At 65.6% G+C, this 12591-nt stretch carries 12 protein-coding genes; 4 read left to right on the top strand and 8 right to left on the bottom strand.

Annotated elements, in window-relative coordinates:
• The 3 genes from ACI3K3_RS19045 to moaB form a co-directional block, all read left to right on the top strand.
• Nucleotides 1-629, top strand: a 629-nt coding sequence (locus ACI3K3_RS19045) for a uracil-DNA glycosylase family protein (RefSeq protein WP_404916511.1), incomplete at its 5' end; no start/stop codon positions are given.
• 65 nt (nucleotides 630-694) lie between these two features.
• Nucleotides 695-2527: a lytic transglycosylase domain-containing protein gene (locus ACI3K3_RS19040; protein WP_404916509.1), complete on the top strand. Its 1833-nt coding sequence runs from the start codon at nucleotides 695-697 to the stop codon at nucleotides 2525-2527.
• A complete protein-coding gene (gene moaB / locus ACI3K3_RS19035; protein ID WP_404916507.1) occupies nucleotides 2517-3044 on the top strand; it encodes a molybdenum cofactor biosynthesis protein B in 528 nt (175 codons plus the stop codon). The genes ACI3K3_RS19040 and moaB overlap by 11 nt, the downstream gene beginning before the upstream one ends.
• A 4-nt stretch (nucleotides 3045-3048) precedes the next feature.
• On the opposite strand, the gene ACI3K3_RS19030 is transcribed toward moaB, so the two are convergent.
• Together ACI3K3_RS19030 and thiE are read right to left on the bottom strand one after the other, a co-directional pair.
• Nucleotides 3049-3891, bottom strand: coding sequence for an arylamine N-acetyltransferase (locus ACI3K3_RS19030; RefSeq protein WP_404916505.1), 843 nt, complete (start codon nucleotides 3889-3891; stop codon nucleotides 3049-3051).
• Nucleotides 3892-4019: 128 nt separating this feature from the next.
• Nucleotides 4020-4658 (bottom strand): thiamine phosphate synthase, encoded by a 639-nt coding sequence (gene thiE / locus ACI3K3_RS19025; protein WP_404916503.1) that lies wholly within the window; start codon nucleotides 4656-4658, stop codon nucleotides 4020-4022.
• Nucleotides 4659-4870: 212 nt separating this feature from the next.
• Between thiE and ACI3K3_RS19020 the strand changes: the two genes are divergently transcribed.
• The gene (locus tag ACI3K3_RS19020) at nucleotides 4871-5464 is read left to right on the top strand and encodes a hypothetical protein (RefSeq protein WP_404916501.1); all 594 of its coding nucleotides are present in this window, start codon (nucleotides 4871-4873) and stop codon (nucleotides 5462-5464) included.
• 60 nt (nucleotides 5465-5524) lie between these two features.
• Here the strand turns inward: ACI3K3_RS19020 and ACI3K3_RS19015 are convergent, their stop codons facing one another.
• The 6 genes from ACI3K3_RS19015 to tkt all read right to left on the bottom strand — a co-directional run bounded on the left by ACI3K3_RS19015 (nucleotide 5525) and on the right by tkt (nucleotide 12442).
• The gene (locus tag ACI3K3_RS19015; protein ID WP_404916499.1) at nucleotides 5525-6436 is read right to left on the bottom strand and encodes a fructose bisphosphate aldolase; all 912 of its coding nucleotides are present in this window, start codon (nucleotides 6434-6436) and stop codon (nucleotides 5525-5527) included.
• A gap of 80 nt (nucleotides 6437-6516) precedes the next feature.
• Complete coding sequence (locus ACI3K3_RS19010) at nucleotides 6517-7605, bottom strand: acyltransferase family protein (protein WP_404916497.1); 1089 nt, start codon at nucleotides 7603-7605, stop codon at nucleotides 6517-6519.
• 133 nt (nucleotides 7606-7738) lie between these two features.
• Nucleotides 7739-8938 (bottom strand): phosphoglycerate kinase, encoded by a 1200-nt coding sequence (locus ACI3K3_RS19005; protein ID WP_404916495.1) that lies wholly within the window; start codon nucleotides 8936-8938, stop codon nucleotides 7739-7741.
• Nucleotides 8935-9354, bottom strand: coding sequence for an MOSC domain-containing protein (locus tag ACI3K3_RS19000; protein WP_404916493.1), 420 nt, complete (start codon nucleotides 9352-9354; stop codon nucleotides 8935-8937). Before ACI3K3_RS19000 ends, ACI3K3_RS19005 begins: the two co-directional genes overlap by 4 nt.
• 75 nt (nucleotides 9355-9429) lie before the next feature.
• A complete protein-coding gene (gene gap, locus ACI3K3_RS18995; RefSeq protein ID WP_404916491.1) occupies nucleotides 9430-10437 on the bottom strand; it encodes a type I glyceraldehyde-3-phosphate dehydrogenase in 1008 nt (335 codons plus the stop codon).
• A 16-nt stretch (nucleotides 10438-10453) separates the two neighbouring features.
• Complete coding sequence (gene tkt / locus ACI3K3_RS18990; protein ID WP_404916489.1) at nucleotides 10454-12442, bottom strand: transketolase; 1989 nt, start codon at nucleotides 12440-12442, stop codon at nucleotides 10454-10456.
• Between the last annotated feature and the right edge of the window lie 149 nt (nucleotides 12443-12591).

The raw sequence follows: 12591 nt of genomic DNA, 5'->3' as shown, positions 1-12591 counted from the left end.
GCCCCCCGGTGCAGGAAAACGCGCCCCCGCCAATACCCACGCGCATCGATCCCGCACTGCTGCCAGCCGACCTCCCCGCCTTCCGGGAATGGTGGATGCACGAATCGCTGCTCGACGACGGCGGTTCGGCCGGACGCGTGGCGCCGATGGGGCCGACCGGGGCGAAGCTCATGATCGTGGTGGAGACGCCGGAGGAGCAGGATCGCGCCGCCCTGCTGAGCGGCGCGCAAGGCAGGCTGCTCGATGCCATGCTCGCCGCGTTCGGCCTCAGCCGCGACGAAATCTATCTCGCCAGCGCCCTGCCGCGCCACGATCCGCTGCCGGACTGGCGCGCGGCAGGGAGTCGCGGAATCGGTGACGCGCTCGCTCGCCACGTTAACCTTGTCTCGCCGCAGCGCCTCATGGTGCTTGGCGGAAACGTCCTGTCGCTCATCGGCCACGAATTGCCGCAACGCGCTGCCGTTTTAAGACAATTTCAGCATGAAGGGTGTGTTATACCGCTTCTGGCCGGGTGGGGTCTCGCCGCGCTGACGCAACAACCGCGCGCAAAGGCGAGCTTCTGGAACGCCTGGCTGGAGTGGACAAAGTCCGAAACGGACACAACGAAATTAACCGAGCCGGGAGCTTGAATGTTCCTGGGGGAAGTCTCGAAGAGACCGACCCTACCCGGCACAACGGTCGCACGATGCGGGGAATGAATTTGAAACGATCCGGCAGGGAGAGAATCCGCAAGGGAGCATGGCGCAAGGGTGTATCGCACTCTGGCGCTGCCCTTGCCGTTCTCACCGTCCTTTCCGCTGCGGGCGCAAGCCCGGCCTTGGCCAACAGCGCCGCCGTGGAATATTTCCGCACGCGCGCCGACAATACCGCGGTCCCCTCGCTCTTGAGCCAGGATGATCGCGCCTATTACAAGCAGGCCTTCGACGCGGTGGACGCCAAGGACTGGTCCACCGTGCAGCGCATGCTGACGGATCGCAGCGATGGCCCGCTCCACCAGCAGCTTCGTGCCGCCTATTACCTGGCTGCGGGCTCTCCCAAGATCGAGCTTCCCGCGCTCGAATCCTGGCTTGCCCAGGGCACCAGCCTGCCGGGCGCCGACCAGATCAGCCGGCTTGCCCTCAGGCGCGGGGCCAGCACCGTTCCCTCGCTTCCCGCCGAGCAGCAGTTCGCGCGCCTGCCCACCATGGCGAAGCGCGTGCGCCCGTCCTCGCTGGACGACGGCACGATGCCGGCGATGATTGCCAACGGCATCAACGATCGGATCAAGGCCGACGATCCCACCGGCGCCAGAGTGCTGCTTGACGGCATCGACGCGGGGCTCAGCTCTTCGGCGCGGGCCGAATGGCGCCAGAAAGTGGCCTGGAGCTTCTATATCGAGAATCAGGACGCGCAGGCCTATCAGCTTGCGCAGCTTGCCGCCATGGGCACCGGGCCCTGGGTGGGAGAAGCGTGGTGGACCGCCGGCCTCGCTGCGTGGCGCCTGGGCGACTGCGACGGCGCGGTAGAGGCCTTCGACAAGACGGCGAAGTCCTCCGAAAACGCCGAACTGACCAGCGCCGCGCACTACTGGCGCAGCCGCGCGCTCGTACGCTGCCGCAAGCCCGAACAGGCCTCGGCTGCACTGCGCTTGGCCGCCGCGCGGGACGAGACGCTCTACGGCATGCTCGCCGCCGAACAGCTCGGCATGAAGCTGCCCGAACAGCACGCCGCCGCCGATTTCACGCAGAACGACTGGCAATTGCTGCGCTCCAACAGCAACATCCGCACCGCCGTGGAACTGGCCGAGATCGGCAAGGACAGCCTGGCGGACGAAGTGCTGCGCCATCAGGCCCGTATCGGCACGGCAGACCAGTACGCCTCGATCACGCGGCTCGCGCGCGATCTGGGCCTGCCCTCCACCCAGCTGTGGATGGCCTACAACGCACCCTTCGGCGGCAAGCCCGAACCCGCCAGCCGTTTCCCGACGCCCAAGTGGACGCCGGTCGGCGGCTGGAAGGTGGATCCGGCGCTGGTCTATGCCCACGCGCTTCAGGAATCGATCTTCCAGACCGGAGTCGTCAGCCCCGCCGGTGCGCGCGGACTGATGCAGATCATGCCCGCCGCCGCGCGCGATCATGCCGGATCGCTTGGCTACTCCGGCAATGCCTCGGATCTCAACAAGCCCGAAGTGAACCTCGCCTTCGGCCAGCGCCATCTCGAAACGCTGAAGAACGATTCGGGCACCCAGGGCCTGCTGCCCAAGGTCATGGCCGCCTACAATGCCGGTCCGCTGCCGGTGCGCCGCTGGAACACCGAAGTGAACTGCCAGGGCGACCCACTGCTGTGGATGGAATCGCTGCCCTACTGGGAAACGCGCGGCTACGTGAACATCGTACTGCGCAATTACTGGATGTACGAGCGGCAGGCCGGCGGCCAATCCGAAAGCCGCATGGCGCTCGCCCAGGACATGTGGCCGACTTTCCCCGGACTCGCCGGCTCGCAGGCCGTCCGCATGGCAGCGAACGGAGCTATCCTGCGTGGCCGTTGATCCCGAACGCGTCTTCAAGCCCATCCAGATCGCCGTCCTGACCGTCTCCGATACGCGTGGCCCCGATACCGACACCTCGGGCGACATCCTCGTCCAGCGCATCCGCGACGCCGGTCACAGCCTGGCCGATCGCGCGATCGAAAAGGACGATGCGGACGTGATCGCGGCAAGGCTGAACGCCTGGATCGACGATCCGAACGTGGATGCGATCGTTTCCACCGGCGGCACCGGCCTCACCGGACGCGACGTCACCCCGGAAGCGATCGACCGCGTGAAGGAGCGCGACATTCCGGGGTTTGGAGAGCTGTTCCGGTGGCTGTCCTACAAGACCATCGGTACATCGACCGTTCAGTCCCGCGCCTGCGCCGCCGTCTCGCGCGGCACTTATATCTTCGCGCTGCCGGGCTCGAACGGCGCGGTGAAGGACGGCTGGGACGGCATTCTTGCCGAGCAGCTCGACAGCCGCAACCGGCCCTGCAACTTCGTGGAACTGATGCCCCGGCTCAGGGAGAAGTAAGGGATCAGCGGAAGATCGGGAGCCGCGCCGCCTCTTCCGCGCCCAGCGTAATACCGAACGTATCGCCGAGAAGTCCGGCATATTCGGCAGGCGTCTCGACTTGCCGCACCTCGCTGACACCATTCCGGCTGAGCGTGAGCTGCCGGTCGCTCAGCGAGGCGAAACCGTCCGCAAGCACCACACTGGCGATGCAGAGCGTGGTGAAACGGGTGCCGGGCCGCGTCGACGTCCAGTGATTGCTCATCTCCAGATCGTCCTGCGCCACGTCGCTCAGGTCGAAGACATATTGCGGCTGCCAGTCGCCGTGCGGCGCGGCGCGGCCATCGGTTGCCCCGGGAGGACCGGCACGCTCCAGCCGCCATTCGCCGCCCAATGCGCCGCGCTCCCCGGTCCGCAGGAGACGATGCCACGCGCCGTCGTCCGTCTGCGCCTGAGCGCCGTCTTCCAGCGGCAGGGGCGGCACGTAGCTGCCGCCGAAACCGGCATCGGCAATCCATGCCTCTCCGCCGAGGTTCACCAGAAGCAGGGTGTGGGTGCGCGGCGGTACGACGCCTGGCTCCAGCCCCAGCAGCACGCGCGCCAGCAGGGGCCGGTTGACCAGCCCCATCGCGGCGAGCGCGTCGCCGAACAGGCGGTTCTGCTCGAAGCAATAACCGCCGCGCGCGCGCAGCACGAGCTTCTCGAACACGCTGGCGCTGTCGATGCGGACGCCCTCACCCAGCGGGATCGCCAGATTCTCGAAGCCGATGGACCGGCGGTGCGCGGCCTGCAGTTCGGTGAGCTTCAGGGGCGAGGCCGGAAATGCCCCGGAAAGACCGATGCGGGCGAAGTAGCGATCGAGATTCATAGCGCCGTTTCTGCACCGGCCGCTCCTTGGGGGCAAGCCTGTGGATAAGCTGTTCGGAAACGGTTGATGGACGGTGGAGATGCTGGGGAAGACGTGAGGATAGCTTGTGGAAACCCCACGCCGCGCCCTTATCCCTGGATGGCCGCCATCGCTTCGTGAAAAGCCTTGATGGCCGCAACTTCGTCGCCGTTCCAGACCGCGCCCGAAACCGCCAGGAAGTCCGCGCCCGCCGCAACCAGCGGGCCGCAGTTCTCCGGCGTGATCCCGCCGATGGCGACGCAGGGGAGTTCGAAGATGCCCTGCCACCATTCCAGCAGGTCCAGCCCCGCCGTGTGCTTCACCTGCTTGGTGGTGGTCGGGAAGAAGGCGCCGAAGGCGACATAATCGGCCCCGGCTTCGCCCGCGTCCATGGCCAGATGGCGGCTGTCGTGGCAGGTGACGCCGATCTGTGCGTCACGGCCCAGCGCCTGGCGGGCTTCCTCGACGGTGCCGTCTTCCTGCCCGATATGTACGCCGTCCGCGCCGAGGCGCTTGGCGAGGCTGACCGAATCGTTGACGATGAAGGCCACGCTGCGATCGCCGCAGATCTTCTGCAAAGGCTCGGCAAGTCGCGCCGCCTCATGCTGATCGAGATCCTTCACGCGGAACTGGAACGCCGCCACGGGGCCTGCGTCGAGCGCGCGGGCAAGGCGGTCGGGAAATGCGCCGGCCACTTCAAGCGGCGAGATCAGATAGAGCTGCGTCGGTTCGCGTTCGATGTCTTCCATGCCGGCTGCCCTAGAGCATTTTCGGCGCAGGTGGAATCACCTGACCGCACGGAAAATGCAGCAAGCGAAGAAAAGATATGCAGGCCGGCCCGATGAAGCTTCTCCGGGAAAAGGCTTTGTCCTCCGAGGAAAGCCGATAGTTAGGACGAGGTTCAGCCGCGATGCGGCTTTCTGCGGCCATTGCCGCTCGACCGACAGACAGTGTGAGGATCATGAGACGCCCCGCCTTATCGACCGCCCTTCCGCTCCTGACCGTGCTGGTCGCGCTTTCGGCTTGCCGGATCATTCCGGAATCGCCGGGCGGCGCGCCTGCACGACCCGTTCAAGCCCAACACGTCCCTGTCCAGCCTGGCCCCGCCCAACCTGGCATTCCGAACCAGCCCACACCGCCCGAGCCGCCTGTTTTCGACAACACGCCTGAAGCTCGCCCGGAGAACTCGGCCGCCGCCGATTTCTACACGCCGCAATCACCTGCGGCGCCCGAACCCTATAGCGGCCCGCCGCTGGCCTATACCCGCATCGGCGAGACGATCTACGTCGACGGCCCGCGTGTGACGCCGTTGGCGCTTGTCGAAGACAGCCGCTGTGCCGAGGGTACGCAATGCGTCTGGGCCGGACGCCTGCGCGTACGGGTGCGCGTAGATTTGGGCTCCGGCCCGCGCGAAATCGAGATGACCCTGGGCCAGCCCGTGCAGATCGCGGATGGTCAGCTGGACCTGCTGGACGCGCTGCCCCATCCCGTTGCCGGGCGCAAATCCGCGCCATTGGCCTATCAGTTCGGTTTCCGCTTCATGGGCGGCCTCTGAACGAAGAAAGGGCGGCGCCCTGCGGCACCGCCCTCTCCTTCAAGCAAATCCAGAAGCGGATCAGGCGGCGGCCGCCGCATCCACCTTCTGGGTCGAGCCCTTGAAGATTTCGTCGATCGCATCGCCCAGCGCCGCGTCGAATTCGGCGTCGCTCATCTGCGAACGCAGGTCTTCGAGCAGCGCGCGGCTGAAGCTGGCGATGATGCCCTTGTTCTTCGCCAGTTCGGCGCAGGCCTCGGTGCGGGCATAGCCGCCCGAAAGCGCAACGACGCGCAGCACCTTGGGATGCGAGACGAGCGGATCGAAAGTGCCGGCCACGATCGGCAACGACAGCTTGAGCATCACGCGCGTGCCTTCAGGCAGAGCGTCAAGGTTCTTGAGAATCTCGGCCAGAAGCAGCGCGTCGCACTCGGCGCGGGTTTCGCTCTTGATGTTCACTTCGGGCTCGATGATCGGCATCATGCCGTGCGAAAGAACTTGGCTGCCGATCTCGAACTGCTGCTTGACGACGGCGGCGATGCCCTCGGCATTGGCCGAATGGATCACCGAGCGCTCCTTGGTGCCGAACACGCCGAGCGCCTTGGAACGCTCAAGCAGGGCATCGAGGGTGGGCATCGGCTTCATCAGCTGCACGCCGTTGGCTTCGTCTTCAAGGCCCTTGTCGACCTTGATGAAGGGAACCACGCCCTTGGCAATCAGGGCCTGCGGCGTCGGAACGCCATTGACCTGGCCGTCCATGGTGCGTTCGAACAGGATCGCGCCGAGCACCTTGTCACCCGTGAAGGCCGGCGAGGCGATGATGCGGGCGCGCATCTGGTGGATCAGCCCGAACATCTCCTCTTCGGTCGACCAGGCACCTTCCTCGACGCCATAGCCCTTGAGCGCCTTCGGGGTCGAGCCGCCGCTCTGGTCGAGCGCAGCGATAAAGCCGTTCCCGTCGGCCATTTTGGCCGCCATTTCCGTAAATTGCATGGTTTTCTCCTCCTAAGTCGTATCAACAACCTGAAACGGGCTTATGCTCAGAGGCTCCGTTTCGCAACTGCGGCAAAAGGCTATCCATCTACCGGATGATCCGGTCCGGCGAAGACACGCGCCTGCCTGCGGCGGCGCAGCATGTCGGACAGCAACGTGCGCGCGGGAACATCTATCCAGCGTACGCAGAACCAGGCGGTGACGAGGCAGGCGCCGAGGAACACGAATGCCATCAGCACTTCATCGTATTGCAGGTCGTCCTTGAAATAGCGCATCGGCTCTATCAAAGCCCAGTGCACGGCATAGAGCGCGAACGAGACCTCGCCCACGAACCAGGCCGCCGGCGCCAATTTGCGCGAAGGTTCCACGCGCGAACCGAACCACACCAGCAGCGGCGAAAGCACCAGCGTGCAGGCGAGGTCGTAGTGGGTGACGGCGATCCACTTAGGATCGGCCAGCAGCATCGCCGCTATGGCGGCCAGGCATAACAGCCCACCCAGCGTCGCGGGCCGATGCGCGGGCTGGCGGAACCGGGCGATGAGCATGCCGGCGCAGAAGGAATAGAGCGTTCGCGCCAGCGCCAGCGCCCACTCGCCCCAGATCGCGCCGATATTGCCAGAGCCGTTCTCCAATACCGCCGGGGCGAACCACCAGGCCGAGGCGGCGCATACCGCTACCAGCGCAAAGCGGGGCAGCCTGAACAGCACCAGGACCATAACGAGATTGGCGACAAGCTCGTAGAACAGCGACCAGGCCGGTACGTTGAGCGGAAACAGCGTATTGGTGAGCGGAGAAGGCAGCATCAGCGCATTGATCGCCGTGCTGATGCCGATGGTCGAAAGCCTCAGCGAGGTGTCGCCGCCCGTGTAGTAGCGGGCCAGACCGACCGTGGTGGTCAACGCGATGCCCACCAGAAACAGCGGGTAGAGCCGGACCAGCCGCTTCGTCATGAATTCGCCGGTGCCCATCCCGCCCTGCCAGCGTGGCAGGTAGCTGGTGCAGAGCACGAAGCCCGAAAGCGCGAAGAAGAAGTCCACCGCGACGTAGCCGTGCGGGGCCTGCGAGATGTTGAAGTGAAACAGCGCAACGGCCAGCGCGGCGATCCCGCGCATGCCGTCGAGCGTCACATAGCGATCGTGCCAGGGCGGGTGCGCGGTCTTAGTGGACATCTTCCTCTCGTCGTCCCGGACCTGATCCGGGACCGCTGGCAGTTCTTGAGGCGATAGCTCTCGCGTAAGTGCCCAGCCTTGAAGTGGGCTGTTCACCGCCAGCGGTCCCGGATCAAGTCCGGGACGACGTTTTTTACGCCGAAAGCGCGGCCACGCCGGGAAGTTCCTTGCCTTCCATCCATTCGAGGAAGGCGCCGCCTGCCGTCGAGATGTACGAGAAGTCGCCAGCCACGCCCGCATGGTTGAGCGCGGCAACCGTATCGCCGCCCCCCGCCACGGAAACCAGCGAACCTTCGCGGGTCAGCGCGGCGGCCGTCTTCGCAAGCGCCACGGTGGCCGCGTCGAAGGGAACCGTCTCGAAAGCGCCGAGCGGGCCGTTCCACACGAGCGTGCGGCAGGTCTTGAGCACGTCGCCCAAGGCTTCCACCGCCAGCGGGCCGACATCGAGGATCATCTCGTCAGCGGCAACCTCATGGACGTTGCAGGTGCGCAGGCTGGGCGGATTGGCGGCGAATTCCTTCGACACCACCACCTCGTAAGGCAGGTGCACGGTGCAGCCCGACTTGTCCGCGGCTTCCAGGATCTCGTTCGCGGTGCCGGTCAGGTCGTGCTCGCAAAGCGACTTGCCCACGTCCACGCCCTTGGCGGCGAGGAACGTGTTGGCCATGCCGCCGCCGATGATCAGGTGATCGACCTGGGTGACGAGGTGCTTGAGCACGTCCAGCTTGGACGAAACCTTGGCGCCGCCGACGACGGCCGCGACCGGCTTTTCCGGGCTACCGAGCGCCTTGTCGAGCGCCTCGAGTTCGGCCTGCATCGAACGGCCCGCATAGGCCGGGAGCACGTGTGCAAGGCCCTCGGTCGTCGCGTGGGCGCGGTGGGCAGCCGAAAACGCGTCATTTACGTAGAAGTCGGCGTTGGCGGCGATCGCCTTCACCAGTTCGGGATCGTTCTTTTCCTCACCCTTCCAAAAACGGGTGTTCTCCAGGATCGCGATGTCACCGGCGCGCAGGATGCCGACTGATTGCTTGACCACGTCACCGGCGATCTCGGGCACGAACATCACTTCCTTGCCGAATACCTTCTCAACGGCACCGACCACCATCGAAAGCGACTGGGTGGAAACGCGCTCGCCCTTGGGCCGACCGAAGTGCGCGAGGAGAAGCACCTTGGCGCCCCGTTCGGAAAGCTCCAGCACGGTCGGCGCGGCGGCGCGGATGCGGGTATCGTCGGTGACCTGCCCGTCGTTCATCGGCAGGTTGAGGTCCACGCGTACCAGCGCGACCTTGCCCGTCACGTCACCAAGGTCATCCAGAGTCTTGAAAGCGCTCATTGCTCGATCCTTATCTCGTCGCCGACGGCAATCGCGCCGTCCGTCAGCACCGTGCCCAGCACGCCGCCCCGCCAGTCCGGCAGGAGCGCGGCCTTGAGCCCCGGCGCCACTTCTTCCATGCGGCTGCATGGGTCGCATTCCATGGTCACTGCGATGCGCAGGCTTTGCCCGATGGCAATGACGCAGCCTTTCTCGCGCGGCAGCCGAAATCCCTCGACCAGGAGGTTCGCACGGCGTGCATGCCAGGGCGGGTAGTCGCCTTCCGCCAGGCGCAGGTCGCGCAAGGCCGCCAGCCAATCTTCCGCCGCAAGCAGCGAGACCTGCCTGCGCGGCACCCTGCCCGGACGCACCGCGCCGCGAAAGTCCCCCTGGACTCCCGCGGCGACAGTCACGGCGGCGGACCGCAATTCTTCCATCGGTGCGCGCGGCCTTGTCCGCCGCGCGATGCCGATAAGGCGGCCCGCCTCCATCAGGTCCTCAGAGCAGGTGCATCAGAGGAACTTGGCCATCACGCCAGCCGTGTCGATCATGCGATTGGAGAAGCCCCACTCGTTGTCGTACCACGACAGGACGCGGACCAGCTTGCCTTCGAGAACCGAAGTCTCAAGGCTGTCGATGGTCGACGAATGCGCATCGTGGTTGAAGTCGATCGAGACCAGCGGCTCTTCCGTATAGCCCAGCACGCCCTTGAGTTCGCCCTCGGCCGCTTCCTTGAGCAGCGCGTTGACTTCCTCGGCAGTGGTGTCGCGCTTCGGCACGAAGGTCAGGTCGACGACCGAGACGTTCGGGGTCGGCACGCGGATCGACGAACCGTCGAGCTTGCCCTTCAGGTCGGGAAGAACGAGGCCCACGGCCACGGCGGCGCCGGTGCTGGTGGGGATCATGTTCATCGCGGCAGCGCGGGCGCGGCGCGGATCGCTGTGGATCTGGTCGAGGATCTTCTGGTCGTTGGTATACGAGTGGATCGTGGTCATCAGACCGCGCTCGATACCGATCTTCTCGTTCAGCACCTTGGCGAAAGGCGCCAGGCAGTTGGTGGTGCACGAGGCGTTCGACACGACGACGTGATCGGCGGTCAGTTCCTTGTGGTTCACGCCGTAGACGACCGTGAGGTCCACGCCCTTGGCCGGGGCCGAGACGAGGACGCGCTTGGCGCCCGCGTCGATGTGCTTGGAAGCCGATTCCTTGTTGGTGAAGAAGCCGGTGCATTCCAGCACGATGTCCACGCCCTGCGCGGTGTGCGGCAGGTTCGCGGGATCGCGCTCTGCCGTCACGTGGATGCGCTTGCCGTTGATGACGAGATCGGTGCCGTCGACTTCCACGGTGCCTTCGAAGGTGCCGTGAACGCTGTCGCGCTTGAACAGGAGAGCATTGGCCTTGGCGTCCGCCAGGTCGTTGATCGAAACCAGCTCGAGGTCATGGTCCGTGCGTTCGAGAATGGCGCGAGCGACATTGCGCCCGATACGCCCGAAACCGTTGATCGCAACCTTGGTCGCCATTGCAATAATCTCCTCTTTAAACGCTGAGCTTGTTGAGAATCTTCGGAACGATCGCCTCGACGGTGAAGCCGAAGCGCGCAAACAGATCCTTGGCCGGAGCCGAGGCGCCGAAGCGGTCGAGACCGATGTTCAGGCCGCCGTTGCGGCTCTGTGCGGTGTAACGCTCCCAGCCCATGGTGGTGCCGGCCTCGATCGACACCTTCAGGATCGAGGCGTCATTGGGCAGCACTTCGTGCTGGTAGGCTTCGTCCTGGGCGGCGAACAGCTCCATGCACGGCATCGAGACGACATCGGCGCCGATGCCCTGCGATTCCAGCTCGTCCTTCACCTTGACGGCCAGTTCGACTTCCGAGCCGGTGGCGATCAGGATCACCTTGCGGTCGGCCTGGGCATGGCGAAGCGTGTAGGCGCCGCGGGCCGAGAGCATGTCGCCGGTCTTGCGCAGCTGCGGCAGGTTCTGGCGGGTCAGCGCCAGGACCGAAGGCGTGTCCTCGGATTCGAGGGCGATGTTCCAGCACTCCGCCGTCTCGATCACGTCCGCCGGGCGGAACACGTAGAGATTGGGGATCAGGCGCATCGACATCACGTGCTCGACCGGCTGGTGGGTCGGGCCGTCTTCACCGAGGCCGATCGAATCGTGGGTCAGCACGTAGATGGCGCGGGTCTGCTGGAGCGCAGAAAGACGGATCGCGTTGCGGCAGTAGTCGGAGAAGATCAGGAACGTGCCGCCGTAGGGGATTACGCCGCCGTGCAGCGCCATGCCGTTCATCGCCGCCGCCATGCCGAACTCGCGGATGCCGTAGTAGACGTAGCGCCCGCCGTAGTTGTCCGGGGTGAACGGCTCCTGGCACTTGGCCTTGGTGTTGTTCGAGCCGGTGAGGTCCGCCGAGCCGCCGATCATCTCGGGGATCGCGGGCGCCAGCACGTTCAGCCAGTTCTCCGAGGCCTTGCGGGTAGCGACGGTGGAATCGCCTTCGAGCCATTCGGCAAGCTTGGCGCGGATCGCGTCGCCTTCGGGAAGTTCGCCGGCCATGCGGCGGCTGAATTCCTCGCCCTTGTCCGAAGCGGCCAGACGGCCGAACCATTCGACATGGGCAGCCGCGCCCTTTTCACCGAGCGAGCGCCAGTCGGCCAGGATTTCCGCCGGAATTTCGAACGGAGCCGAAGCCCAGCCCAGATACTCGCGCGCGGCAGCCACTTCGGCATCGCCCAGCGCAGCACCGTGGACGTCGTGGCCGCCCTGCTTGTTGGGGGCGCCCTTGCCGATCACGGTCTTGCAGGCGACCAGGGTGGGCTTGTCCGATGCGGCGGCATCGGCCAGCGCGCGCTCGATGTCGGCGAAATCATGGCCGTCGCACTCGAACACGTCCCAGCCCGAAGCACGATAGCGCGCCGGGATGTCTTCGCTGGTCGAGAGCGAGGTATCACCGTCGATGGTGATCTTGTTGTCGTCCCACAGCACCTTCAGGCGGCCCAGCTTCAGCGTGCCGGCCAGGCCGATGGCTTCGTGGTTGATGCCTTCCATCAGGCAGCCGTCGCCGGCGATCACCCAGGTGCGGTGATCGACGAGGTCGTCGCCGAAGCTGGCGTTGAGCTGGCGTTCCGCCATCGCCATGCCAACCGCCATGGCCAGGCCCTGGCCGAGCGGACCGGTGGTGCACTCGATGCCTTCGATCAGGAAGTTTTCCGGGTGGCCGGCGCAGACCGAGCCGAGCTGGCGGAAGTTCCGGATGTCGTCCATCGTCGGGCTGGCATAGCCGGTCAGGTGGAGCAACGAGTAGATCAGCATCGAGCCATGGCCGGCGGACAGCACGAAGCGGTCGCGATCGGCCCACTTGGGCTGTGCGGGATCGAACTTGAGGAACTTCGAGAACAGGACGGTCGCGACATCGGCCATGCCCATGGGCATGCCGGGGTGGCCGCTGTTGGCCGCCTGGACAGCGTCCATCGACAGCGCCCGAATGGCGTTGGCCATCGGCGCGAGACGGTCGGCAGCAAGGGTCATCGTGAAGGCTCCGGAAACGGCAAAGAGTGAACGATTCGAACTTGCCGACCCCCTTTAGGCCGAGGCCGCCTCCCGTCAAGTTCACCTAAGGAGGATTGGGCCCCAAACGCATGGGCCGCGAACATGGGGCTTGTACATATGTGTGCCAT

This window comes from Novosphingobium sp. ZW T3_23 (assembly GCF_044987305.1).
Lineage (GTDB): Bacteria > Pseudomonadota > Alphaproteobacteria > Sphingomonadales > Sphingomonadaceae > Novosphingobium.
The sequence above is the reverse complement of the archived record's forward strand: the minus strand, read 5'-3'. Positions and strand labels throughout refer to the sequence as shown.

Coding starts and splice junctions, on each gene's coding strand:
- ACI3K3_RS19040 (WP_404916509.1), top strand. CDS start 695: ATGAATTTGAAACGATCCGGCAGGGAGAGAATCCGCAAGGGAGCATGG.
- ACI3K3_RS19030 (WP_404916505.1), bottom strand. CDS start 3,891: ATGAATCTCGATCGCTACTTCGCCCGCATCGGTCTTTCCGGGGCATTT.
- thiE (WP_404916503.1), bottom strand. CDS start 4,658: ATGGAAGACATCGAACGCGAACCGACGCAGCTCTATCTGATCTCGCCG.
- ACI3K3_RS19020 (WP_404916501.1), top strand. CDS start 4,871: ATGAGACGCCCCGCCTTATCGACCGCCCTTCCGCTCCTGACCGTGCTG.
- ACI3K3_RS19015 (WP_404916499.1), bottom strand. CDS start 6,436: ATGCAATTTACGGAAATGGCGGCCAAAATGGCCGACGGGAACGGCTTT.
- ACI3K3_RS19010 (WP_404916497.1), bottom strand. CDS start 7,605: ATGTCCACTAAGACCGCGCACCCGCCCTGGCACGATCGCTATGTGACG.
- ACI3K3_RS19005 (WP_404916495.1), bottom strand. CDS start 8,938: ATGAGCGCTTTCAAGACTCTGGATGACCTTGGTGACGTGACGGGCAAG.
- ACI3K3_RS19000 (WP_404916493.1), bottom strand. CDS start 9,354: ATGGAAGAATTGCGGTCCGCCGCCGTGACTGTCGCCGCGGGAGTCCAG.
- gap (WP_404916491.1), bottom strand. CDS start 10,437: ATGGCGACCAAGGTTGCGATCAACGGTTTCGGGCGTATCGGGCGCAAT.
- tkt (WP_404916489.1), bottom strand. CDS start 12,442: ATGACCCTTGCTGCCGACCGTCTCGCGCCGATGGCCAACGCCATTCGG.